We start from the raw sequence: 24,591 nt of genomic DNA, 5'->3' as shown, positions 1-24,591 counted from the left end.
GACCATGCCTTCGATCATCGGCATCGATCTTGGAACCACGCATAGTCTCGCGGCGGTCTGGCGCGACAACGAGGCTATGCTCATCCCGAATGCATTGGGTGAGACGCTCACGCCTTCGTGCGTTTCGATCGATGACGACGGTTCGATCCTGATCGGCCGCGCCGCCCATGACCGTTTGCATACGCATCCCGAGCGTACCGCCGCGAACTTCAAGCGCTACATGGGCACGAACCGCAGCGTGCCGCTCGACACGCAAACCTTGCGTCCCGAGGAACTGTCCTCGCTGGTGCTCAAGGCGCTGAAAGCGGATGCCGAAGCGTTCCTCGGCGAAACGGTCAACGACGCGGTGATCGCCGTGCCCGCCTATTTCAGCGACGCGCAACGCAAAGCCACGCGCATTGCCGGCGAACTGGCCGGGCTCAAGGTCCGGCGTCTCGTCAACGAACCGACTGCGGCGTCGCTCGCGTATGGCGTGCATCAGCGCGACAGCGAACGCAAATTCCTGATCTTCGATCTGGGCGGCGGCACGTTCGACGTCTCGGTGCTCGACTTCTTCGAAGGCGTGATGGAAGTGCGCGCCAGCACCGGCGACAACTTTCTGGGCGGCGAGGACTTCACCGAGGCGCTGGTCGAGCTGTTCTGCCAGCGCAATAGCCTGAAACTCAATGCCCTCTCGCCGATCGCCGCGCAACGTCTGCATCAGCAAGCCGAGCGCGCCAAACGGCAGCTCACGCAGCACGGTGCCGCCAGCGTCACGCTCAAACTCGCGATCGACGACCGCGACGCCACGCTCGAACTCGACACGGCCGCCGCCGAGCGTGCCTGCGAGCACCTGTTGCAACGGCTGCGCAAGCCGGTTGAACGTGCGTTGCGCGATTCGAAGATCGCCGTCGACGCGCTCGACGAAATCATCCTGGTCGGCGGTGCGTCGCGCATGCCGATGGTGCGCAAGCTGGTCTCGAAGATGTTCGGGCGCCTACCCGCCGGACATCTGAATCCCGACGAAGTCGTGGCGCTCGGCGCGGCCGTGCAGGCAGGTCTCGTCACACGCGACGCAGGGCTCGACGAGATGGTGCTGACCGATGTCGCGCCGTATAGCCTCGGCATCGATACCGCCATTCAGCTCGCGCCGAATCAGCTCGTGCCGGGGCATTTTCTGCCGATCATCGAGCGCAATACGATCGTGCCGGTGAGCCGCATGCAGCGGATTTTCACGGTGCGCGACCGTCAGCAGAAGCTCAGCATCAAAGTGTTTCAAGGTGAAGCGCGCCTGACCACGGACAACGTACCGCTCGGCGAATTTACGCTCGATGTGCCGCTACAGGCGGCAGGCGAAGCGGGCGCGGATGTGCGCTTTACCTACGACGTGAATGGCGTGCTGGAAGTGGAAGCCACCGCGTTTCCCGGCGGCGAAAAGCGCGCGATGGTGATTGAAGAAAACCCCGGCGTGATGACGTCGGCGGAAATTCGCGAGCGGCTGGCCGCGCTGAGCGCGCTGAAAATTCATCCGCGCGATCAACTCGAGAACCGCACGCTGTTGACGCGCGCCGATCGTGTCTATGAAGAAACGCTCGGCGACCATCGGCAGGTTCTGGCCGCGCATATCGCGCGTTTTCAGGCGTTGATCGAACGGCAACATGCCGATGAAATCGCCCTTGCGCGCAGCGACCTGAGCGCGCTGCTGGATCGCTTCGACGTGCATGTGACTTACTGATCGGCCATGACTACGAGTTCTGACAACGCCTGGCCGTGGGACGTGCTCGGCATCGATTCGAATGCCGACGAACGCGTGGTGCGCCGTGCGTACGCGAAGCTGCTGAAGCGGCAGCGGCCGGATGAGGATGCCGACGCGTTTCAACGTCTGCGGTACGCGTATGAGTCGGCGTTGCAGATGGTGAGCGGTAAGGCGTTTGCAGCCAAACCGGCGACCGCGTCGACGATGTCGACGCCGTCGCCCGAGATGCAAACCGTCCGCGAACCCGATGCGTTCGAAAGCGCGGTGCAACTCTGGCAGGATTTCGTCGCGCAACCCGATCAACTCGCGTCGCGCCGTTCATTGGAGGTGCTGTTCGGCTCCATCGTCAACATTCCGACGCGCGAAGAACTCGAATGGCAAGCGCTGTGTCACTGTCTGAACGAGGACACGCCGGCCGAACTGCGCATGAATCTGAACGCCGTGCTCGGATGGCGGGACCACACCGCGCATCTGCGCCGTCGCAATGCACCGATTGCGAATCTCGCGCTAGACCGCGTATTCGCCGACGAGGACTACAACGCGCTGCGTTTGCGCTTCACGAACGCGATGGCGCTACTCGAAGCGCCGTCGCCATCCATCGCAATTGGCGCGAGAGCGTTGCTGCGTGCCGGCATGCGCACGGAGATGGAGCAGTTGTTGACCGCGCTGGGCCGCTACCATCCGAGCGTGGTGCGTCTGCGGCTGGATCGCGAGAAGGTCGAGTTCTGGGGCCGCTGCCTGAAATTCCGCATCGGCGTGGGCCGTCTGCTGGGTCCGGCGCTCGCGCTGAATGCGTGGTGCGGCGTGCTGTTCGCCACCGCGTCGCTGAATCCCGCAAGCGACCGATGGTTAGGTCAATGGGCGCCGCCGCAACTCGCCATTCTTCTATCGACGCTGATGCTCGCGCTGGTCACGCTCGCCGCGACAAGTGTGCTTCTTTCGGAACCGCAGCAACAGCGGTTGCGCGCGTTGCGTTCCGTCGGCTGGCTGCGTTATGGCTGGATTCCCGTGTGGCTAGGCACCACCGCCGCAGCGCTGTGCGAAGACGGCAATGGCCGTTTGACCTCGATTGCGATGATCACGCTCGGCGTCTGCACAATCTGGGCGGCGCTGATCCACGGCTGGCCGTCAATCAAGCGGTTGGCGATTCTGGCTGTTGCCAACGCCAGTGCGTTCGGCTTCGTGGGCCACTGGATCGCTACCGACCCGCGTGCATGGCCGATGCCGTTCGCCCATGGCGTGCTGTTCGCGTTCTTCCTCTCGTTCGCGCAAGCCGAGTGGCGCGATTGGCTCGCGCGCCGGCCGCGTTTGTCGTGGGCTTATCTGCCGATCTGGTTTGCGGGCTTCGTCGCGTTGATCGTACTGCTGTTGCAGCGTGATGAGCGCTCGCAACAGTTCGCGTGGGCGCTCTTTGCGGTGATGTCGGCGGCGGGAGGCGTGCTGGAGGCGACTCGCTGGAATGAAATACGTGCGGCGGTGCCGGCGTTTTTTCGCGGTTATGTGAATATGTGCTGGATGGTGCTGGCGGTGGTGAAACCGGACATCGTTGCTTGTGTGGGCGCGGGGTTGATGAGTATCTGGATCATCGAGGGTGTGAGGCGGCGACGGGGGTCGGGTGGGAGTCGGCAGGAATAGCCGGGCACGGTGGCAGGTTGCTACGCGGCTTCGCTGTCCGCGTCGGAGAAACTGGTGCCTCGATCCCCTGGAGAGAGGCTAATCGACATCACACCACCCGAGTCGACAAAAACACGAATCAAAGTATCGGGATACTAGGCCCGACGATAACCGCTTCGCGCGCGCAAATGTCACAGACCTGAGACGTGCCAGTCTCGACACGATTTGCTAATCCCAAAATTAAGAAAATAAATCCCGAATCGTCAAATTTGTTTGCAGGCATTTGACAGCGTCATGGCTGCCTGATAATTTGCGGCCGCTTCCTTCCGAATATAAGTGACCACGTTTTTCTAATCAGCGGCCTCTACCTTATTTACTTCGCATGACTATTCAGTCATGATCCGGGAATCTGATCGTGAGATCCGTTCTTCAACGCGTATTTAGCGGCGCCCTGCCCTCGCAGGATAATCGGCCATTCCGTCTGTTCTGGCGGAGTTCGCAGAAACTCGCGGGTCTGTTGCTGATCCAGCGTCTCGATATCCGGGAGGAACTGTGCGATGGCATCGAGGGCCGCCTCTCCTGCATCTCGACCAGCATCGGCGCGCCTCTGGAGACATTCCTCGGCCAGCCCGTCACGGTGCAGCTTGTCACGGACCAAGGCGCTCTCCACTCGATTTGTGCAATCGTCACGGATGCCTATGAGGGCGAAGGGGATGGGTCGATTGCGACTTATCAACTGGTTATCCGCGACGCATTATCGATAATGGAGCGTCGTACCAATACGCGCATTTTCCGCACCAAAAACGTCATCGATATTATTCAGACGCTTGCGCGCGAATGGCGGCGCAAAAGCGTGACGCTTGCTAGTACGTTCGACGTCGATATATCCAATCTGGATATATCAAAATATCCGGCTCGCGAGCAGACACTTCAGTTTGACGAATCGGACGCTGACTTTATCCGCCGTCTTTGCCGTCGCGATGGCATTACCTGGTTTATTCGTGCCGGTGGGACACAAGGTGCCAACGTCTCAACGCAACCGTTTCACACACTGGTGCTGTTCGACAACGCGATCAAACTCACGCAGGCGAGCGCCGGAACGGTTACCTATCATGCCGATCCGGCGATCGGCACACGTGACGCGATCACCCAACTGTCGATGGGGCGGCAGATTGTTTCCGGTTCGATCCGGCGCGTGAGTTGGGACCTCAAGCCCAGTCGCGTCGATCAGGTCCAGGCACCCACGCGCGTCGACCAGGGAAGCGCCGGCAACGATCTCGCCGGCCTGCTGTCGGACTCACGGATCGACTCCCCGCATATGGCCGATTCATGGGGTGACTACGACCGCATCGGCATCGCGCGCCTGATGTCCCACGGTGCACGCGCGGTACGTGTCGACGGGACGAGCGGCGTGCGCGATCTTGCGATCGGCTACTGGATCACAGTGTCCGGCCATCCGGAACTCGACCAGTTACCGGAGCAGCAGCGTCGCATTGTCGTCACGACGCTGCATCACACCGGCGAAAACAATCTGCCGAAGGACCTGAACGAACGCGCGCAGGCGCTGTTTGCGGCGAGCCGCTGGCAGCCGGTGACCGCACCGGCCTCGGTCGACACACGCGAGCGCCCAACCCGTTTCGACGGCTCATCGCAGAGTCGCTATGAAAACACCTTCAGCGGTGTGCCTCAAGGCACGCCGCTCACACCCACCTACGATCCGCGCATCCACCTGCCGAAGGTGTATCCGATCACCGGCACGGTGACCGCGGTTCAGGGCGACCAGGTGCATTGCGACCCGTTCGCACGCATCAACGTGCAGATCCAGGGGCTTGACCCCGCAGACCACGACCACGCCGGCGGCGCAGGCACCAATGGCACGCCAGCGGACAGCGCGTCGGTGCGGGTGCTGTCCAGTTGGGCGGGCGACAACTTCGGGGCGCACATGGTCCCTCGTGCAGGCATGGAGGTGCTGCTGGACTTTGCGAACGGCGACCCCGACCGGATGTACGTGGCAGGTGTTTTCAGCAACGGCGACAACATGCCGGCGAGCTTCAGCCGCACGGGCTCGTTGCCGGGCAACCGCTACCTTTCCGGACTGAGGTCACGCGAAATCAATGGCGAGCGGTACAACCAGCTCCGGCTGGACGACACGCCGTCCCAGATCAGTGCCCAGCTAGCCAGTGAGCATGCTTCGTCCGAATTGAACCTGGGTTTTCTCACGCAACCCCGTGACAACGGGCAAGGCGCGAATCGTGGTGAGGGTGCGGAACTGCGCACGGACGCCGCCGCATCGCTACGCGCCGCACAAGGCATTCTGCTCACGACCTATGCGCGCGCCCAGGCGAGCGGCACTCAGCTCGACCGGCAGGAACTCGTGCAGTTGCTCGGCGAGTGTACTGAACTGTTCAAGTCCCTGGGCGACTACGCCGGTCAGCATGGCGGGCAGGCGACCGACGCGACCGGGCAAACCGCCGTTGCCGACGCCTTCAAGGAATGGCAGGCGGGCGGCAAATCCGGCTCGGACGCATCGCAGGCGCTGATGGCGCTCGGTGCACAGGCGGGGTCGGTCAACCTCACGCCGAAGACGCATGTCACGTATGCCGGTGAGAACATCGATCAGGTCGCGCAACAGAACGTACAGGTTGCGAGCGGCCAGCGGATCAGCCTTCAGGCCGGACAGGGCATCGCGATGTTCGCACAAAGCGACGGCGTATCGGCTATCGCGAACCAGGGCAAGGTGCTGGTCCAGAGCCAGGCCGACGACACTCAGATCGACTCGGCGAAGAACATCCATTTCACGGCCGCCGACGGCAAGATCGTGGGGATGGCCAGCGAGCAGATTACGTTCACCACATCGGGCGGCGCCTACCTGAAACTTCACGGCACGAATGTCGAACTAGGCTGCCCCGGTTTGTTCACCATTAAGGCGGCGGGACATAAGTGGGCCGGTCCAGCCAGCATGAGCAGCGATATGCCGACGTTTGACCAGGGGTCACTCGGACGTGTGCCGACGCTGGTGCGTCCGACCGACGGACAGGGCGTCCAGGGCATCGAGGCGGAAATCACGAAAGCATCGGGCGAACGCGTGAAAGGGCAATCCAGCGCAACGGGTGAACTCGCGCCGATCCAGGGCAACCAGTTCGAAAAGCTCGCTGTGCAATTCTTTAAAAATAAAACCTGATCGGGAAAATCGGTATGACGGACGCCACCGCCACGACACCCGGCACACCGGGAAGCGACCAGACTGCGCCGGCAGCGGACAACGACGCGGGCGCGCTCGACCCGCGCACGCCTGCCGCGTCGTCAGCAAGCGCGAGCGATAGTGAATCAAATCGCTATCGGGTCGCGAGCAGCGACGGCGTGACGCTACTCAGCCAGGCGAAACTCCTGTGCGTGTTGCAGATGCCATTGCCAAGCGTCGTGATCTTCGTGCATGGAGTGAATTCGGAGGGCGAATGGTTCAAGGCTACCGAGGAAGGGCTGTGCAAGGGCCTGAACCGAAGACTCGGCCGGATGGAGGAGCACCTGTTCTACTCCGGCAAGGCGGCGGGCCAGATGGCGCCGATGCAGTACACAGGAAGTCTCACGGCGGATGGTTTCATCAATCCGCAGATGTGGTCCGGCAACTATCTTCAGCCGACCAGCGACACCTTTTCTCCGGTGATTCACTTCCGCTGGGGTTATAAGGCGAACAAGGACGAACTCAAACGCTACGGCGACAAGATCTTCCTGAACGAGCAGGACTACTGGGGCGGCGGTCCGTTCGCGAACGGATGCGGCAGTCTGCCCGACCTGTGGAACCTGGGCGTCGATCCGCGCATCTTTGGTTTCCTCAACATCCAGGGCGTCAATCCGACCAACCGGCCGATCTTCGAAACACCGCCCCGCTCCTACAACGTGATGGCCGCGCTCCGCCTGGCCAAGCTCATCGAGTCGATCCGCAAGGCCCAGCCGGACGTGCCCGTTACGGTGGTCTGCCATAGTCAGGGAAACATGGTGGGCCTCGCCGCCGCCTTCCTCGGCGACCGGTTATCGAAGGATGCGGGTGTACGGTGCGTGGCCGATACCTATGTGCTCGCGAACCCACCGTACAGCGTGCTGGGCACTATTCCGGGCGACAACTCGCCGGCGATGGAGGTGTGGACGGACCGCATGGACAAGGACTCGTACGGTAACCGTGGTCGTGTGGGAAGCACGGCGCGAGCGGACACGCTGAAGAAATTCCTTGCTCTGATCGCGCAGGGCAAGGATCGGGAAGACCAGCGCGATCCGCTCGATTTCCGGATGACGATGGGCAACCAAAATCCCGGACCGGACGGCAAACCGTTATATGACCCGGACGCCGATCGCCAGAGCTACGGTGTACAGAATCACACCTATGGCCGCGTGACGCTGTATTCGTGCCCGCACGACCAGGTGATCTCCGCTGCGCCGTTGCAGGGCATGGGCTGGCGCGGCCTCCATCCGGACGAAGTCGCCAAGGTCAAAGGCGCCAGTCTGTTCACGCAGCGGGTGTTCGCGAGCGGCTTCAAGGTCGGCGAGTCCGGCGCCTCAGCACCGGCATCGATCCCGAGCACGCCCACGCCGGGGGTCTATCGTACCTGGCAGGATGACTGGCGCTTCACCAAGGGCTCGACGACGCTGTTCTTCTATCCGACATCGCCGCCCACCCGGTTCAATCTGGTCAAGAACCTGCGTGCGAACGAACATTGGGTCGCGAAAATCCTGGCCGTTGCGTCGGCGCCCGTGCTCTACGTCGTCACGATGGCGACGTCCGGTCTTGGACTCGCGCGTGCGAATGGCGAGCCGCCGAAGAACTGGTACGTGGTCTGTGATGCGCCGGCCTTGCCTGAGCCGTTCACGCCGCAGGCGATGCGCTTCAACAATGTTGTTCACGTGCAGGATGGAACGGCGACCAGTGACTTCAATGAGGAAAACGACCCGGCCGCCTCGTACCGTAACAAGGACAAGTCCGGCAACAAGGACGATCCTTACGACAGCTTCCAGCCGAGTACTAAAGACGCGATCTTGCAGGATCAGATGAAGCCGCAGGGTGATGTTGATTCCGAAGCAGGGCAACGCTATGAAGATCACGCGATCGCGCGGATGGAAGCGCGGCATGACAACAATCCTGATTGGGTTAAGGACGGGGTGGTGGTCGGTGAAGCGGGTCCCAATGCGCAGATGCCGGAGGGCTACAAGGCGTGGCGGGATAAAGAGATTACGCATCTTCTGGATGCTGCGATCAATAACCCGACGAATCATTCGACGATCATGACGAACGACATGCACGCCGAAAAAGCGCTCGCCTACGATGTTGCGATCGGCATTTGTAGGTTAACGGAAAAGGAGATGAACGATTTCAGAATCGAGGCGGACTGGCGATTTGGGAGCGGGCTAGATAAAGACAATCCAAATAGAATTTATTTTGAATATTTCTTGAAGGGAAAAATGAAAACCCAGTTCTTGCAAGACTGGATTAAAAATGACAGCGATGCAAAGTTCCCATCGGAAATCGACGATAAGCGCGAAGGCGGCAAGATTCTGGTTGTCGGGGAGGTCGTATGAGATTTTTGATTTCGACCTGGCCGAGACGATTGACGGTAACGTTTGTCACCGTCCTCCTGGTAACAAGTGTGGCGCTTATCAGCGCACATTACTATCGGAATGACATGGATGTCTGGAGTATGAGAGAAAGCATGAAACGACTGGTCGCATTACCGTTGCTGACAGGCATTGCCATGCTGGCGTTCACAACAGCATGGTCGGTGTCGGCCGCGCAGGCGGCGGAAGCGAGCGCAACGACGTACACAGTTCCTGTGGCGTCTGCAAAACCTTTCCTGGCGCAGGTCGTAGGTCTCGAATGGATGAATCCGTTGCAGCGTCGGGATTATCCGACCGAATGGCAATTGTTGTGGACCATGGGCCTTGTCAAGCCGAACAAGAACGACGATATGGTGAGAACAGATCCAAAGAGTTTTACAACGATCCAACCGGTTGCAGGAATTGCAAATGGCAACGACGGTAGAGAGAGTTTTGATGGTTTTTATGAAAAATACATTGAAATTCTTCTGGTCCTATTTGCCACAAAATACGTGATGAATGGCCACTATTTCTATACGGTTCAGCCCGAGAATCGTCGTCACTGGAGGGAGCTAGCGGGTATCCGTGTCGAATTAGCGATTCCTGCTCGTCTTAGCCCCAAGGAAGCGCAAGGTTATTTGGAATATCAAATAAAAGATTTTTTTGAAATCGGCAATCAATCCGCGAAAGATCTGTGGAGCAAGGATCTGCCCGCTGACGTTCGCGTGCACGTTGGTAGCGCCAACGCCGGCTTCACATCGCTGAACGCGGCGCTCGACTACCTGCAATCACACCCGCAAGAAAGCGTGTGGGTGATGAACTGGGACGCGCCGAGCTTCCCGCCCAAAGACCAGCAGATAAACGAAAACCTCACCCTACTGTTTCTAGCAGGCCCTGACCTGAAGACCGAGCGTGAGCCGCTCGCCTGGATCGGCCGCGCCGCGACAGGCACTGTGAGCGACTACGAAGCGAAGGCGGGCACGACCCGCGCTGTGCAAGCCTGGAAGAGCACGATTGCCCAGGCGGCCCAGAATGCGAATGTCGATCCCGCGAGCTTGCAGTTCGTCGTGCACGACGCGGGCAAGGGCGGCGAAGCCGCATCGACGCGCCTCGGATCGCTCTCGCAGACACTGACCGAAACGCTGCCGGAATTCGACTACGGGAAGCAGACGTTCAACACGCCGGCACTACTCGGCGACATGGGCGCGGGCACGGCCCTCACGGACATTGCGCTCGCGATCGGGCGGATCAATCACTTCGGCGGCAATGCGCTGGTTGCAGGCACCACAGACCCGAACCATCCGACCGCAATCGTGATCCTGCCGCCGTCGAAGCTCACCCCGATCGATCCGGACCAGGACTGGTTCCGCGCGCGCGGTGAAGACAACGCATACCTGCCGTGGTGGGGACGCCGCTACGACACGAAGTACGGCATGCAGGGCTATTCGTACTGAGGCGGCACACAACGAGGTCATGGCGCGGCGAGCGATCTCCCGAAAGGGTGACCGTTGTACCTACCTGCTCTCTCCACAGAATGAGCGTCGTGTTGGGTGCGTCGTATGAAATCGTTGATTTCGACGTGACCGGGACACGCAGCGATGACGCTCATCAGAGCACACCAGTATCAGAATGACATGGACGGCTAGAGCATGAGAGAAAGCATCAAACGATCGGGCGCATTACTTTTGCTTGCGGGCATTGCCATGCTGATGTTCACGAAAGCACAGGCAGCGGAAATCAGTGGGACAACGTCTGCAGTTGCCACCGCATCTGCAAAACCGTTTTTGGCGCAAGTCGTGGGTCTCGAATGGATGAATCCGTTGCAGCGGCGGGATTATCCGACTGAATGGCAATTGCTTTGGACGATGGGCCTTGTCAAGCCAAACAAGAACGACGACATGGTGAGAACAGATCCGAAGAGCTTTACGACGATCCAGCCCGTTGCAGGAATTGCGAATGGCAGCGATGGGCGGGAGACATTCCAAGGATTCTATGAAAAATACATAGATAAATTACTTGTTCTGTTTGGCACAAAATATGTGATGAATCAGCGTTACTTTTACACCGTTCAATCATCCAGAAAGAAACATTGGCGAGAGTTGGCTGGCATTCATGTCGAACTGGCAATTCCCAATAGATTGACCCCAGGCAACGCTGGACCTTATCTGGCAAAGGAGATCGCGTCTGAATTCAACATCGGTAACCCGAATTTCACGGATCTTTGGAGCAAAGACACGCCACCTGACGTTCGCGTGCACGTTGGTGGCGCCAACGCCGGCTTCACGTCGCTGAACGCGGCGCTCGACTACCTGCAATCACACCCGCAAGAAAGCGTGTGGGTGATGAACTGGGACGCGCCGAGCTTCCCGCCCAAAGACCAGCAGATAAACGAAAACCTCACCCTGCTGTTTCTGGCAGGCCCTGACCTGAAGACCGAGCGTGAGCCGCTCGCCTGGATCGGCCGCGCCGCGACAGGCAATGTAAGCGACTACGAAGCGAAGACCGGCACGACCCGCGCCGTGCAGGCGTGGAAGGCCACGATCGCCCAGGCCGCCAACAACGCGAACATCGATCCCGCGAGCCTCCAGTTCGTCGTGCACGACGCGGGCAAGGGCGGCGAAGCCGCATCGACGCGCCTCGGATCGCTCTCGCAGACACTGACCGAAACGCTGCCGGAATTCGACTACGGGAAGCAGACTTTCAACACGCCGGCACTGCTCGGCGACATGGGCGCGGGCACAGCCCTCACGGACATTGCGCTCGCGATCGGCCGGATCAATCACTTCGGCGGCAATGCGCTGGTTGCGGGGACCACGGACCCGAATCATCCGACCGCAGTCGTGATCCTGCCGCCGTCGAAGCTCACCCCGATCGATCCGGACCAGGACTGGTTCCGCGCGCGTGGTGAAGACAATGCGTATCTGCCGTGGTGGGGACGCCGCTACGACACGAAGTACGGCATGCAGGGCTATTCGTACTGAGGACAAACCATGCGAGGCATTATTCGTGTCGGCGATCCGCATAGCCACGGCGGTCGCGTGGAAACCGGGGCGGCCCACAGCGAGGTCATGGGGCGAGCGGTTTCCCGCAAGGGCGATCGCTGTACCTGTCCTCTCCACGGAGAATGCGTCATCGCCGAGGGCGATACGGATTTCATCGTGGACAACGAACCGGGCGCTTTCGAAGGTCATAAAACATCATGCGGCGCGACGCTGATCTCGAGCCTGCCGTCTTCCGGGCGAGAGTGACCGCCCTGCTCCCGCCCACCTTGATTGATGTTCCCACAGACACCGCGCTAGCGTGCCGCTCATCATCGGGTTGCACGTCGTCACGGTGCGCCGTCCACGTTCGCAAGATGCAGCTTTCCTGTGTCCCGATGCGCCCTGACACGCCCTGACGCAATTCCCGATGGACGAACTGTTACCCGACTACGAACACGAGCTGGCGCTGCTGCGCGGCTCCCTCGGCAGATTTGCACAGCACTTTCCCAAGGTAGCAGCGAGACTCGCCATATCGGGTGATCACTCGGAAGATCTGCATGTCGAACGGATGATCCAGTCGGCCGCTCTGCTCAATGCGAGGAGTAACGCCCGGATCAATGACGAGGTTCCGGAGTTCGCCCGCGCGTTACTGGAAGTCCTCTATCCCGAATACCTGCGCCCGTTTCCGTCCTGTTCGATCGCCCAGTTCATGGGCAGCAGCGCGCTGGAGAAGCTGACGGAGCCCTTTGTGATCAGACGTGGCGTTGAGCTCAAGGCGCGGGGCAGCGAGTACTGTTTCCGCACTGCGCACCAGGTGGTGCTGGCGCCCTTGCGCATTTCGCACGCGCGCTATGATCCGAACGCGACCGCGCCGGCCAACGTGCAGTTGTCGCAGAACACGACCGGGGTGATGACGCTCAGCCTCGCCGCACTCTCACCTGGGCAGCAGCTAGGCACGGCGATTCCGCAAACGGTCCGGGTGTTCGTGGAAGGGCCGCGAACTACGGTCGCCGCGACAATCGACACACTGCTGCAGCGCGCGAAGGTCGCCTTTGTCGAAGCCGACGGTAACGGGCGCTGGATCGAACTACCCACCGTACCGCTGTCTGCGGCGGGTTTCGGCAACGATGAAGCACTGATCGAACGAGCGGACGGCGGGCAGTCCCCGTTCCGGCTTCTTCTCGAGTATTTCGCATTCCCAGACCGGTTCGACTTCATCGACATCGATTTCGCCGCACTCCGACGAAAGACCGGTCCGTGCGAGCGGTTGAGCCTGCACTTGCCTGTCAGTGGTCTTCATCGGGACAGCGCCACGGCGCGCGCCATGCACTGTCTTGCCGCCGCAAATTTCAGGCTCTTCTGCACACCGGTCGTCAACCTGTTCAGACGGCCCGCCGAACCCGTCTCCCTGAAAGACACCCCGATGTCTTTCTATCCGGTTGTGCCGCAGGCATTGAATGCGCTGGAGGTAGCGGTCTATTCGGTCGATGCCGTTCGCGCCACCCAAGGTAGCGTGGTCACCCACATCGAGTCGTACCCGTCCCTATCCCATGGCGGGAACCTCTACTGGCTGGCCGAACGCGATACGCGGCCCGGCCGTTTCACTGCCGGGCAGGGCACGCTGCTTTCGCTGATAGACCGTGACGGTGAGCCGGTGCAGCCTTCCGCGGAGCAGATCGATGCCGAGCTGACGTGCACGAATGGCAATCTGCCGGCGTCGCTCTCATTCGGCAATCCCGCTGGTGACCTGATCTATGGTGACAAGGCACTGGCGGGCTCGATCATGATGTTGCGACGTCCGGGCGCAAGTCTGCCGCTTGCCGTCACCCGGGGAAGGCTGTGGAAGCTGCTTTCGATGATCTCGGCCGGACCCGTGAGCCTCGACCAGTCCGGGTTGCCCGCGCTGAAGGGACTACTCGCCCAGCACGTATCTTCGCCCTCAACCGCCACCGCCAGGCATATCGAAGGGATCGTCGGGCTCGCGCGCGAATCCGTCATGGAGTGGATGCCGATGAAGCCGTCGCCGATGATGGTGCGGGGTATCCGCGTGCGGGTCACAATCGACGACGCCGCCTTCGCCGGCCATGCGATCAGCACCTTCGTGCGCGTGCTCGAAAGCGTACTCGTGCGATACGCGCCGATAAACAGCTTCGCACAACTGGTCCTGATATCGCAACAGAACGGCGCTGAACTGGCGCGCGGTAGTCAGCTACCGGGGCAGATTCCGATGATCTGATCAGAAAGTAGTCGAACCACGAGTGAGGATCACCCCAAAAACAAAGGGCGCACCACCCGGTGCGCCCTTCGCCTTCCTACCATTGCGGTACAACACATCACCGCCCACCAAACTCATTACACGACCAAACCTCAAGCCTCCAACTGCTCTAGCACCTTCCCCTTGGTCTCGATCCCCAGAAAATGCACCGCAATCGCCGCGACGAAAGGCACCGCCGCGAGAATATAAAACGCCACCTGCAAGTTACCGCCGATCATCGTCTTCGACACGATAGCCGGCGCGAAAATCGCCGCCACCTTGAGCCACGCGCCGCCAACGCCGCAACCCATTGCACGGATACTGGTCGGATACAACTCCGGCGTGTACACATACGCCGTGATAAAACCGCAAGCCAGGAAGCCGAGCGAGAACGCACAGCACGTCGCCACCACGTACACCGACGCATCGTGGAACACGCCTGCCAGCAGCAACGAAATCGCGCAGGCCACGAACGACAGATTGATAATCGGCTTGCGGCCCACCTTGTCGACCAGCAACGCACACGTCAGCGACCCCACTACGCCCAGCACAGAAGCCGCCACCGCCAGGTTCAGCGCCAGTTGCAGCGGCGCGTGATAAACCGTGCGATAAATCGTCGGCAGCCAAGTCGACAGACCGTACTGAATGAAGCCGCAGGTCACCCACAGCATCGCCACGGCAAGCGTGCGCTTCAGATACGCCGGACCGAACAGGTCGCTCATGCGGCGCTTCGGGTGACGATTGACCATCGCTTCGAACTCAGCCGACTGCGTCACCGGCGGCAACGGCCCCTTCGCGGCACGTTCGAACGCATGCACGGCGGCGTCGGCGTCGGCCATCCGTTCACGTTCTGCGAGCCAGCGCGGCGATTCCGGCACGAGCTTGCGCAACACGAAGAACAGAATCAACGGCATGCCACCGATAAAGTACATGACCTGCCAGCCGAAGCGCGGCACGATCCACGCGCCCAACGCATTCGACGCCAGCAGTCCCACCGGAAAAACGATTTCATACAGCAGCACGAAACGGCCACGTCCATGCGCACGGCTGATCTCGTTGATGTAAGTCGCGGCCACCGGCAGTTCGCCGCCAAGCCCCAAACCCTGAATCACGCGCAGCACCAGGAAGGCGGCAAACGTCGGCGCAAAACCGCACGCAATACTGGTAACGCCGATAATCCCCGAACTCAACGCAATCGCCTTCACGCGACCTTTGCGTTCGGCATACCACGGAAACACGAACGCGCCGATCAGTTGCCCGACCGAACCGGAGCCGATCAGAAAGCCGATCTCCCAGGGCGTCAGATGCCACTTCGCGATCAGGATCGGCAAGGTGGCCGCGATGGCGATCACGTCGAAGCCGTCGAAGAACGTCGCGAGGCCGATCAGAATGCGCGCGCGTACCTGCATCGCGTTGCCGGGCAAACGCTCCAGACGCGCGATGATCGAGCCCCGGGTCACGGGGCCTGAGACACCGGCGCTGCTGCGGTCCCCCATGGTGTTGTCGATGGTTCTCATGCCGTGGTGCCGTCCGTAGGTGTGGTTAGGCAAGCGCCGTCGAGGCGTCGGTCAGGGTCGCGAGGTCGATCGTCCGGCCCTGGTTCATCCATTTGCGCGACAGTTTCAGTTCGCGCGGCGTGTTGATGGCGATCACGCCGCGAATCGCGCCGTCTTCCAGATGGAACAACGTGGCGCGTTTGCCCGGCAAATCGCCGCGTACGGCGAGTTGTGCATCGGCGGGAATGTCGCCGAGAATTTGCAGATTGACGTCGTACTGATCGGACCAGAACCACGGAATATCCGCGTAGGGTTCGAAGTGGCCGAGCAGCGCTTTCGCCGCGGAGATCGCCTGGTTCTGCGCGTTGGCCCACGATTCGAGCCGCACGCGGCGCTTCAGCCACGCGCTCGGATGATTCGCCACGTCGCCGCACGCGAAAATGCGCGGGTCGTCGGTCGCGCCGAAATGATCGACCACGATGCCGTCTGCCACCTTCACACCCGCCGCTTCAGCCAGCGCGGTATGCGGCGTCAGACCGATGCCAGCGACGGCAAAATCGGCGTCCAGCGTCGAGCCGTCCGCGAACGTCGCGCGAATCCGGTTAGCGTCGTTCGGATGATCGTCCAGCTTTACGAGCGACGCATTCAGGCGCACGTCCACGCCATTCGCGCGATGCAGGTCGAGCAGGAAACCGGACACCAGCGGCGGCAGCGAGCGCGCGCACAGACGCGGCGCGCCTTCGACCACCGACGCCTCCACGCCGAGCTTGCGCGCGGTGGCCGCGACTTCGAGGCCGATCCAGCCGCCGCCCACCACCAGCACGCGCCGGCTGGCGCGCAGCCGTTCGCCGAGCGCGACGGCTTCGTCGAGCGTGCGCAGATAGGCAATGTGCGAGGTCTTGACGAGCGCGTCCGGCAAGCGGCGCGCCGCGCCGCCGGTGGCGATCACCAGACGGTCGTACTGCACTTCGCGCCCCGACTGCGTGCGCACCACGCGCTGTTCGCGATCGATCGAACTCGCGCAATCCGGCTGCCACGCTTCCACGTTCAACGCGTCGAAGTCGTCGGGCTTCACGAGACGCACGGTGTCGATATCCGCTTCGCCGGCCAGCACGGCTTTCGACAGCGGCGGACGTTCGTACGGCAGATGCACTTCGTCGGCGATCATCACGAGACGGCCGTCGAAGCCTTCCTTGCGCAGCGTCTTGACGACCCAGCCGGCCGCCTGGCCGCCGCCTATCACGACGATCGTGCGCGGCGCTTCGAGTCCTGCGTGCGCGGCTTGCGCTTTGGCTGCAGCAGCGTCAGTCATTTTTCCGCTCCGTCATGAACTTGCCTTCCGGCGCCTTCGCGTTCTTTTGCCGGCGCGTATTGCCGTCGATACCGCCGTCGATCGCCCATTCGGCGAACACGGTCGGACCCGGTTCGAAATCACGCGGCTGCCATTCAGGCGTGAGCTGGTCTTCGTCGGCGTAATACTCGATCAAGCCGCCAGCCGGATTCTGGAAGTACCAGAAGTACGCAGACGACACCGGATGACGCCCCGGACCCAATTGCGTGTCCCAACCGCAACGGCTGATATGCATGCCGCCGCCGAACACTTCGTGGATATCGCGCACGGTGAAGGCGACGTGATTCAGACCGCGCTTACCGCCCGGCAACGCCAGCAGGAAAATGTCGTGGTGGCCGCCGTGCGGCGCGCAACGCATGAACGCGCCGCGGCCCGGATAGCGGTCCGACATTTCGAAGCCGAGCAGTTCCTGGTAGAACTTTTCCTGTTCGGCGAGCTGGTTCGTGAAGAACACCACGTGCCCCACTTCGACCGGTTCGGCGCGCTCGTAAATCGTCGACGGTTGATCGACGCGCAAGGTTTGCCCCCACACGTTCGACGGCGACCCATGAATGTCGAGCGCGCGCTTGCGAGTCACTTCCACGCGAATCGCCATCCCGTTCGGATCGATACAGCCGACCGCGTCGTCGGTTTCGAAGTGGCCCGGCTGGCCTGCGAAACGGCCGCGCAGTGCGTCCAGTTCCGCTCTCGTGGCGACGCCCCAGGTGACTTCGCGCAAGGTCGGGCCTGCTTCGAAAGCGGGCGGCAGCGATGGGTCATTCGCGTCCACAGCGAGCACCGTGCAACCGTTCAGCGTTTCGAAGCGCGCGTGCGTTTCGTCGTGCGCGACTTCCTTCAAGCCCCAGTCCGCGAAAAAGCGGCGGCAGGCGGCCAGATCCGTCACGCCGTAAATAATCTGTTCAATGCCGAGAATCGTCATAACGTGCCTCTTGCGTATCTTGCGTGTCTAGTTCGCGTGTCTGTTTAGTTGGCCCACGCCAGCGGCGCGTCGTTCAAGCCCCAGTAAAGGCTCTTCTGCTGCATGTATTCACGGATGCCGAGTCGGCCTTTCTCGCGACCCATCCCGCTCTCCTTCCAGCCGCTGAACGGCGTCGAGATCGAGAACAGCTTGTAGGTGTTGATCCAGATGGTGCCGGCTTCGAGCGCGCGGGCAATCCGGTAAGCGCGCTTGTAGTCGCGTGTCCAGATACCGGCGGCGAGACCGAACACGCTCTGGTTCGCGTCTTTCAGCAGCGAGGCTTCATCGTCGAACGGCATGGCGACCAGCACCGGGCCGAAGATTTCTTCCTGGCAGATGCGCGCGTCGTTCGTAAGCCCCTCGATAATCGTCGGCTGAAAGTAGGTGCCCTGTTCGCGGCCGTCGCCGACCGGACGCTCGCCGCCGCACAGCAGGCGGCCGCCCTCCTCGAGACCCAGCGCGACATAACGCTCGACGGTTTCGCGATGCGCCGCCGTAATCAGCGGACCCATCTGCGTTTCAGCGCGCGATGGATCGCCGACGCGCAACTTGCGCGCGCCTTCCGCGAGACGCTTCATGAACGCGTCGTAAATCGAGCGCTGCACGAACAGCCGCGAACCGGCAATGCACGCTTCGCCCGACGAACTGAAAATGCCGTACAGCACGCCGTTGACCGCATGATCGAGATCGGCGTCGTCGAACACGATGGTCGGCGACTTGCCACCCAGCTCCAACGACACCGGCATCAGCTTGTCCGCCGCGATACGCGCAATGCCGCGACCTACTTCGGTGCCACCCGTAAACGACACTTTCTTCACGAGCGGATGACGCACCAGCACATCGCCGATCACCGAGCCCTTGCCCGGCACCACGCTGACAACACCCTTCGGCACGCCCGCTTCTTCGCAGATGCGCGCCAACGCCAGCGAGATCAACGGCGTCACTTCGGCGGGCTTCAATACGACGGCATTTCCGCCCGCCAATGCGGGCGCCAGCTTCTGCGCGTCGGACGCAATCGGCGAATTCCACGGCACGATGGCCGCGATCACGCCGATCGGTTCGTAAATACTCATGGTCAGATAATCGCCGCGCGAGGGCGTGACTTCTTCGTCGAGCGTTTCGAGGCAGGCCGCGAAATAGCGAAACGTGTTGGCGGCGCTCGCCACCAGCACGCGCGTTTCGCCGATCGGCTTGCCGTTGTCGCGACGCTGCAAGTGCGCGAGCGCTTCGTGGCGCGCCATGATCAGATCGGCGATGCGGTACAGAATCAGCGCGCGTTGATGCGGCTTCAATCCCGACCAGTCCGCTTTGCGCCATGCAACGTCGGCGGCTTCGATGGCGTCGCGGGCGTCGTCGGCATTCGCCGTCGAAATTTCCATGTTGACCGACTGATCCGCCGGATACAGGCTTTTGTACGGGTTGCCACGCCCTTGCCGCCATTCGCCGCCGATGAAAATATCGCCGTTGGGCACGAGGCTGGTATCGAAGTGAGTCATGTCGGTCATTCCGGTTTGCTTGCTTCTGCTAAAGGCTGATGGCTTTAAGGCGTACGGCTCAAATCACGCAGCGTGCCGCGCGATTGCGCAGCGCGCGAATCGCGCTATAGGCGGTCAGCGCGGACGTCTTCGGGTTATCCGGCAACGGCTTGCCGCACATTTCCAGCGACATCTCACCGAATGCGCCGCGCGCGAGAATGCGGTGCACGTTGCGCGTCACGTTCGGGTCCGCGATCAGGCGCACCGTCGTGTGGTCCAGGCCGAGGCCAGCCAGCGCGATCGTCGCGGCAACATTGGCGTTCTTCGGATACAGCCGCGCCGCTTCGCGCGCGCTGCCTTCGAAGATCACCGTCTCTTCCGCCAGCGTATGCAGATCGCAGACCTGTTCGGCCGGCGTGCCGAGCCAGCCGGTGGGCGGCTTGCGGCCGGTGTACAGCACTTCGTCGAGGCCCCCCAGTTTCGCGGCGGCCAGCGCATCCACGCCGCCAATCGCGCCGGAAAGCAGCGTCAGCGTCGCGTCGCCTTCATCGGCGGCGGCAGACAGCGCGTCGAGCAACAGCATGTCGGACAGCGCACCGATCGAGGCCACCGCGCAATCGGTGCCGGCCTTCAGCAACGGCACCACGTGATCGACCAGCGCGCTGTGCCCCGCACATTCCAGTGCGAAATGCGGCTGGCTGCTCAACGCGGCCACGGAGGCCACCACGTCCACGGACGACCCCACCACTTCCCGCACCGACGCCATATGACGTTCCGGCACGATCACGTGCGACACGCGCACGGTCGGATCGGCGGCGACCGAGCGATACACCGCCTGGCCGATCGCGCCGAAGCCGATCATCGCGACGTCGACGGGTGCGTGATGCCCCGCGTAGCCGGCGTCATGCATGTTCCGGCTCCTCTTTCTTGACCGGCGGGCCGGCGAACGCGGTGGCGAACGAGCCGACCGACAACATGTCCACTTCGACCAGCACGGGGCCGGCCTTCGCCATTCCTTCGCGAATCACCGCATCGACCTGTTCGAGCGATTTGACGCGATAGTGCGTGAGCTTCAGGCTCTCGCAGAACTGCGCGAAATCCGGTTGATGCAGGTCGACGTAGCAGCGGCGGCCGCCGTACTGCGCGTCCTGAATGTTGCGGATCACGCCGTAGCACTGGTCGTTCATCAGCACGATCATCACGTTGGCGTTTTCCTGCACGGCCGTGGCGAGCTCGCCGACGTTGACCATCAACCCACCGTCGCCGACGAGACACACGGTCTTCGCCGCACTCCCCGCGAGCGCCGCGCCGATGCCCATCTGCATGCCCTGGCCAATGCCGCCACCCAGCGCATGCACGCCCGCGCGCGGCGAGAAGATCTGCAGCATCCGGTTGCCCCAGGTGCTGTTCGAGATCGTGACGTCGCGTACCCAGTTGTAGTCGCGGCCCACCGCGCCTTGCAACGCATCGACGAGTTGTTTGTACGGACCGAGGCCCTTGCCCACGTCGGCGACAGCGCTCACGCGCGCGGCGGCCAGATCGGCGGCGAAAGTCGGATCGACTTTCAGGCGGCCTTCGAGCAGCGTCGCCAGTTCGTCGAGCACGGCGGAGGCATCGCCGTGGATGAACATTTCGTTGCGATAGCCACGGTTGTCGGCAAGTGCGTCGGCGTCGATGCGATACAGCGGTTGAGGCAACGCGAGCTTGTACTTCAGCGTTTCATTGCCACGCAGACGCGAACCGACTACCAGCAGCGCGTCGCAGGTCTTGTAGAAACTTTCGACCGCCGCGTGCACATTGAACGCGCCGAGCGTCGCCGGATGGTCTTCCGGCAATACGCCACGGCCTTGCACGCTGGTCACCACGCCGAAGCCGAGAGCCACCAGTCGCTCCACCGCCTTGACCGCGTGACGCGTGCCGCCGCCGAGCCACAGCAACGGGCGCTTCGCGTTGGCCAGTTGCTCGGCGAGTTGCGCGACGCGCTGCCGGCAATGCGTGAGCGTCGTGATGTGCGGCGCGGCCATGTCGGCAGGCCATTCGACTTCCGCCGCTTGAATGTCGATCGGAATCTCGACGCTCACCGGGCCGCTCGGCGCGGTTTGCGCAACGCGCACGGCTTCGCGGATGGTCGGCAGCGCGGTGTCCACCGAGCGCACGCGAAACGCGGCTTTCGAAATCGACGACAGCATCGCGAGTTGATCCGGCGCTTCGTGGATATACGCGAGGTCCTGATCGAGGTATTCGGTTTCGATCTGACCGGTGACGTGCAGCAACGCAGTGCCTGCCGTCAGCGCTTCGACCATCGCGCCCGCTGCGTTGCCTGCCGCCGTGCCCGTGCTGGTGAACGCGACGCCGAGGCCGCCCGACACACGCGCCAGGCCGTCAGCCATATTCACCGCGCCGGCTTCGCCGCGCGCGCCGACGTAGCGGATCTTGCCGCGGTTATGGATCGCGTCGAGGATCGGCATGTTGTGGATCGAGATCACGCCGAATGCGGTTTGAACGCCGCATTGCTCGAGAAAGGCGGCGATCAGTTCGCCAACGGTGGTTTTATTAGACATGTCGTGCAACGCCTCCAGAAACATCGATATGACTGCCCGTCGTATAGGACGACAGCGTCGTAGCCAGATAAAAGAGTGCTTGAGCGGCTTCTTCGGGGCGACCGAAGCGGCCTAGCGGAATGTTTTTCTTGCGCGCCAGTTCGGCGGTCCAGTCTTCCCAGCTCTGGCCCGGCTGCGCTTCTTTCGCGTAACGGCGGCGCCACTGACCCGATTCGACAATGCCGATCAGAATCGAATTGACGCGGATACGTTGCGGCGCGAGTTCCACCGCGAATGACTTGATCAGGTTCTGCACACCGGCGCGTGCCGATGACGTCGCCACCATGTGCGGCTCCGGCTGCTGTGCCAGCAACGAGTTCACGCAGACGATCGAGGCGTTGCCGGCCGCGTCGCGCAGCATCGGCAGGAATGCGCGGGTCGGGCGGATCACGCTGAAGTACTTCAGGTCGAGTTCTTCGCGCCAGGCGTCGTCGGTGGTGTCGGCGAAAGTCGATACGCGACCCTGGCCCGCGTTGTTCACCAGCATGTCCGTGCGGCCGAAGCGCGCTTGCACGGCTTGAGCGAATGCGCCGACGTCGTCGGCATCGAGCACGTCACAACGGCGTGCGAGAAGCGATGCGTTAGGGAATTGCGCGTTCAGCGCGATTTCCGCTTGCGCGAGACGCTCGGTGTCCCGGCCGCAGATCGCAACCGAGGCGCCGGCTCGCAGAAACAGTTCGGCGGTCGCGAGGCCGATACCGGACGAACCGCCCGTCACCACCGCCACCTGCCCGGTCAAGTCGATTTGAATCATCAGAGCCCCAGTGCCTTCATGTATTTGCTGCCCGCATTCGGCCCGTTCTTCGGCCGGTAGTTGAGCCGCTGCGAGAGTTCTTCGGCTGCGCGGCGCACCTTGTCGATCAGTCCGCTGTCCAGCAGCGACGCGTCGATCTCGTGGCGCGGAATCGTCGTCGTGATCACGGCGACGATGCGGCCCGTGTCGTTGCGCACCGGCGCGCTGACCACCGAAATGCCGCGTTCGAACGACGACTCGCTGATCGCGAAGCCGCGCTTTGCGTCGTCGCGAATCCGTTCGTACAGGTCTTCCAGCGTGATCGGCGTCTGTTTCGTGAAGCGCTCGAGTTCCGGTTCGGGATACAGCTTCTTCAAATCGTCGAGCGTCATGTCGCCCATCAGCACCTGGCCGTGCGTCGTTGCGTACGCCGGCAGACGCGTGCCGACATTGACCTTCACCGAGCTGAAAATCGGCGCGTGGCTTTGTGCCTTGGCGACGAACACCACATCGCGTCCATCGCGAATCACGATATGGCTCGTCAAACCGGTGTCGTCGCGCAATGCTTCGATGATCGGCAGGCCGAGGTCGGTCAATTCGAGCGAGCTCAGATATTCGAAACCGAGTCTCAGCACCGCGACGCCGAGGCGATAGTTGCGGTCCTTGTCGGCGCGTTCGAGAAAGCCGAGCGATTCGAGCGTTTGCAGCAGACGAAACACCGTCGTGCGGGGAATCTTCAGGCGCTTCGATAGTTCCGGTGCGCCGAGAACCGGCTCGCGTGGCGAGAATTCCGTGAGGATCCTCAGACCGCGTTCGAGACCCGGCACCCGGTAGCTGGCTTCGCTACCGGTGTCGTTGCGGTCGTCGTCCGCGTCGCGCTCGGCGTTGATGAGGTCGGGCGTCATTCAGGGCTCCGTTGTCCGTCGCTCGCGCGGCAGAACGTGTCGATGATCGCGGTAAACGCGGCGGGAGCTTCGATATAGCCGGCATGCCCCGCGTGCGGCACGACCTGCAGTGGGATGCGCGCCGCCAGCGCGAGTCGCTCGCAGACGGCCGGGGGCGTAATGGTGTCGTCCGCGCCGACGGCGACATCGATGCGGCCCGTGCAGCGCGCGAGGTCGGCGGCGAGATCGGCGTTGGCCAGCAGATGCGTGGCCTGTGCGTAACCGTGCGGAATCACGCGCGACATGTTCCAGCGCACCCAGGCGCGCGCATCGTCGTTTGCTTGCGCGGACAACATGTTGGTGCTGCGTTGTTCGGCGAGGCCTTGCGGGCCGAGTTCGTTCAGCATCGCGAGGCGCTGATCGCGTTTTGTGTTGCGTACTTCGGCGGAAGCCGCGCCGTAACCGCCAGCGGGCGACAACAGCAGCAGGCCGGCCACGCGCTGCGGATAGGCAAGCGCAAACGCACCGGCGATGATCGCGCCCAACGAATGACCGAGCAGCACGCAGCGCTCAATGCCGAGGGCGTCGAGCCATCCGTTCAGGACGGTTACGTAATCCACGGCGTTCGGCGATTCGGCCGCGACCGGCGTGGACGCGCCATAACCCGGCGCGTCCCAGGCCAGTACACGGCGCGTCGCACCGAGCACTTCAAACTGCTGCACCCACGAAGCGGCGCCCGAACCGATGCCGTGCAACAGCACGAGGGGCAACGCGCCGCGCTTGCTTTCGCAGCCCGCGCACTCCGCTTCGCGATAATTTACCGCGCGTTGCGAAGCGAGCCAGATCTGCTGCGCCGGAAAGCGCGCAGCGCGTGCTTCGAGCGAGGCATGCTGATCGGCGGTTGCGGTCGGGACTGCGGACATGATT

At 62.2% G+C, this 24,591-nt stretch carries 17 protein-coding genes; 8 read left to right on the top strand and 9 right to left on the bottom strand.

Going from position 1 to position 24,591, the window contains the following annotated elements:
• The first annotated feature begins 4 nt into the window (after window positions 1-4).
• The 8 genes from BX591_RS18005 (at window position 5) to tssF (ending at window position 14,149) form a co-directional block, all read left to right on the top strand.
• Complete coding sequence (locus BX591_RS18005; protein WP_111932732.1) at window positions 5-1,714, top strand: Hsp70 family protein; 1,710 nt, start codon at window positions 5-7, stop codon at window positions 1,712-1,714.
• Window positions 1,715-1,720: 6 nt separating this feature from the next.
• On the top strand, window positions 1,721-3,370 hold the full coding sequence (locus BX591_RS18000; RefSeq protein ID WP_111932731.1) for a J domain-containing protein: 1,650 nt from the start codon (window positions 1,721-1,723) through the stop codon (window positions 3,368-3,370).
• A 394-nt stretch (window positions 3,371-3,764) separates the two neighbouring features.
• On the top strand, window positions 3,765-6,530 hold the full coding sequence (locus BX591_RS17995) for a type VI secretion system Vgr family protein (protein WP_244147045.1): 2,766 nt from the start codon (window positions 3,765-3,767) through the stop codon (window positions 6,528-6,530).
• Window positions 6,531-6,544: 14 nt separating this feature from the next.
• The gene (locus BX591_RS17990) at window positions 6,545-8,917 is read left to right on the top strand and encodes a T6SS effector phospholipase Tle3 domain-containing protein (RefSeq protein ID WP_244147044.1); all 2,373 of its coding nucleotides are present in this window, start codon (window positions 6,545-6,547) and stop codon (window positions 8,915-8,917) included.
• Window positions 8,914-10,386: a virulence factor gene (locus tag BX591_RS17985; protein ID WP_111932730.1), complete on the top strand. Its 1,473-nt coding sequence runs from the start codon at window positions 8,914-8,916 to the stop codon at window positions 10,384-10,386. Before BX591_RS17990 ends, BX591_RS17985 begins: the two co-directional genes overlap by 4 nt.
• Before the next feature lie 195 nt (window positions 10,387-10,581).
• Window positions 10,582-11,913, top strand: coding sequence for a virulence factor (locus tag BX591_RS17980; RefSeq protein ID WP_111932729.1), 1,332 nt, complete (start codon window positions 10,582-10,584; stop codon window positions 11,911-11,913).
• A 9-nt stretch (window positions 11,914-11,922) separates the two neighbouring features.
• Window positions 11,923-12,180, top strand: coding sequence for a PAAR domain-containing protein (locus BX591_RS17975; RefSeq protein WP_111932728.1), 258 nt, complete (start codon window positions 11,923-11,925; stop codon window positions 12,178-12,180).
• Window positions 12,181-12,340: 160 nt separating this feature from the next.
• Window positions 12,341-14,149 carry a type VI secretion system baseplate subunit TssF gene (gene tssF, locus BX591_RS17970; protein WP_111932727.1) on the top strand — a complete coding sequence of 603 codons (1,809 nt, stop codon included), beginning with the start codon at window positions 12,341-12,343 and terminating at the stop codon, window positions 14,147-14,149.
• 131 nt (window positions 14,150-14,280) lie between these two features.
• Here tssF and BX591_RS17965 read toward each other — a convergent pair whose 3' ends face one another.
• Genes BX591_RS17965 through BX591_RS17925 form a run of 9 tightly spaced genes read right to left on the bottom strand, consistent with a single transcriptional unit; the run spans window position 14,281 to window position 24,587 of the window.
• On the bottom strand, window positions 14,281-15,684 hold the full coding sequence (locus BX591_RS17965; RefSeq protein WP_111932726.1) for an MFS transporter: 1,404 nt from the start codon (window positions 15,682-15,684) through the stop codon (window positions 14,281-14,283).
• A gap of 25 nt (window positions 15,685-15,709) precedes the next feature.
• Entirely contained in the window at window positions 15,710-16,975 is a 1,266-nt protein-coding gene (locus tag BX591_RS17960; protein WP_111932725.1) for an NAD(P)/FAD-dependent oxidoreductase, read from the bottom strand.
• Entirely contained in the window at window positions 16,968-17,933 is a 966-nt protein-coding gene (locus tag BX591_RS17955) for a VOC family protein (RefSeq protein ID WP_111932724.1), read from the bottom strand. The genes BX591_RS17960 and BX591_RS17955 overlap by 8 nt, the downstream gene beginning before the upstream one ends.
• A gap of 44 nt (window positions 17,934-17,977) precedes the next feature.
• The gene (locus BX591_RS17950; RefSeq protein WP_111932723.1) at window positions 17,978-19,468 is read right to left on the bottom strand and encodes an aldehyde dehydrogenase; all 1,491 of its coding nucleotides are present in this window, start codon (window positions 19,466-19,468) and stop codon (window positions 17,978-17,980) included.
• A 58-nt stretch (window positions 19,469-19,526) separates the two neighbouring features.
• Window positions 19,527-20,357 carry an aspartate dehydrogenase gene (locus BX591_RS17945; RefSeq protein ID WP_111932722.1) on the bottom strand — a complete coding sequence of 277 codons (831 nt, stop codon included), beginning with the start codon at window positions 20,355-20,357 and terminating at the stop codon, window positions 19,527-19,529.
• Window positions 20,350-22,008, bottom strand: a complete 1,659-nt coding sequence (locus BX591_RS17940; protein ID WP_111932721.1) for a thiamine pyrophosphate-binding protein — start codon at window positions 22,006-22,008, stop codon at window positions 20,350-20,352. The genes BX591_RS17945 and BX591_RS17940 overlap by 8 nt, the downstream gene beginning before the upstream one ends.
• Window positions 22,001-22,801, bottom strand: a complete 801-nt coding sequence (locus BX591_RS17935) for an SDR family oxidoreductase (RefSeq protein WP_111932720.1) — start codon at window positions 22,799-22,801, stop codon at window positions 22,001-22,003. The genes BX591_RS17940 and BX591_RS17935 overlap by 8 nt, the downstream gene beginning before the upstream one ends.
• Window positions 22,801-23,685, bottom strand: a complete 885-nt coding sequence (locus BX591_RS17930; protein ID WP_035560451.1) for an IclR family transcriptional regulator — start codon at window positions 23,683-23,685, stop codon at window positions 22,801-22,803. Before BX591_RS17930 ends, BX591_RS17935 begins: the two co-directional genes overlap by 1 nt.
• On the bottom strand, window positions 23,682-24,587 hold the full coding sequence (locus BX591_RS17925) for an alpha/beta fold hydrolase (RefSeq protein ID WP_111932719.1): 906 nt from the start codon (window positions 24,585-24,587) through the stop codon (window positions 23,682-23,684). Before BX591_RS17925 ends, BX591_RS17930 begins: the two co-directional genes overlap by 4 nt.
• Window positions 24,588-24,591 lie beyond the last annotated feature (4 nt).

The organism is Paraburkholderia bryophila (assembly GCF_003269035.1).
GTDB classification, from domain to species: Bacteria; Pseudomonadota; Gammaproteobacteria; order Burkholderiales; family Burkholderiaceae; genus Paraburkholderia; species Paraburkholderia bryophila.
This window is presented reverse-complemented; position numbering and strand designations above follow the sequence as displayed.

Excerpts from the sequence above, each read along its gene's own strand:
- BX591_RS18005 (WP_111932732.1), top strand. The coding sequence starts at position 5 with ATGCCTTCGATCATCGGCATCGATCTTGGAACCACGCATAGTCTCGCG.
- BX591_RS18000 (WP_111932731.1), top strand. The coding sequence starts at position 1,721 with ATGACTACGAGTTCTGACAACGCCTGGCCGTGGGACGTGCTCGGCATC.
- BX591_RS17990 (WP_244147044.1), top strand. The coding sequence starts at position 6,545 with ATGACGGACGCCACCGCCACGACACCCGGCACACCGGGAAGCGACCAG.
- BX591_RS17985 (WP_111932730.1), top strand. The coding sequence starts at position 8,914 with ATGAGATTTTTGATTTCGACCTGGCCGAGACGATTGACGGTAACGTTT.
- BX591_RS17980 (WP_111932729.1), top strand. The coding sequence starts at position 10,582 with ATGAGAGAAAGCATCAAACGATCGGGCGCATTACTTTTGCTTGCGGGC.
- BX591_RS17975 (WP_111932728.1), top strand. The coding sequence starts at position 11,923 with ATGCGAGGCATTATTCGTGTCGGCGATCCGCATAGCCACGGCGGTCGC.
- tssF (WP_111932727.1), top strand. The coding sequence starts at position 12,341 with ATGGACGAACTGTTACCCGACTACGAACACGAGCTGGCGCTGCTGCGC.
- BX591_RS17965 (WP_111932726.1), bottom strand. The coding sequence starts at position 15,684 with ATGAGAACCATCGACAACACCATGGGGGACCGCAGCAGCGCCGGTGTC.
- BX591_RS17960 (WP_111932725.1), bottom strand. The coding sequence starts at position 16,975 with ATGACTGACGCTGCTGCAGCCAAAGCGCAAGCCGCGCACGCAGGACTC.
- BX591_RS17955 (WP_111932724.1), bottom strand. The coding sequence starts at position 17,933 with ATGACGATTCTCGGCATTGAACAGATTATTTACGGCGTGACGGATCTG.
- BX591_RS17950 (WP_111932723.1), bottom strand. The coding sequence starts at position 19,468 with ATGACTCACTTCGATACCAGCCTCGTGCCCAACGGCGATATTTTCATC.
- BX591_RS17945 (WP_111932722.1), bottom strand. The coding sequence starts at position 20,357 with ATGCATGACGCCGGCTACGCGGGGCATCACGCACCCGTCGACGTCGCG.
- BX591_RS17940 (WP_111932721.1), bottom strand. The coding sequence starts at position 22,008 with ATGTCTAATAAAACCACCGTTGGCGAACTGATCGCCGCCTTTCTCGAG.
- BX591_RS17935 (WP_111932720.1), bottom strand. The coding sequence starts at position 22,801 with ATGATTCAAATCGACTTGACCGGGCAGGTGGCGGTGGTGACGGGCGGT.
- BX591_RS17930 (WP_035560451.1), bottom strand. The coding sequence starts at position 23,685 with ATGACGCCCGACCTCATCAACGCCGAGCGCGACGCGGACGACGACCGC.
- BX591_RS17925 (WP_111932719.1), bottom strand. The coding sequence starts at position 24,587 with ATGTCCGCAGTCCCGACCGCAACCGCCGATCAGCATGCCTCGCTCGAA.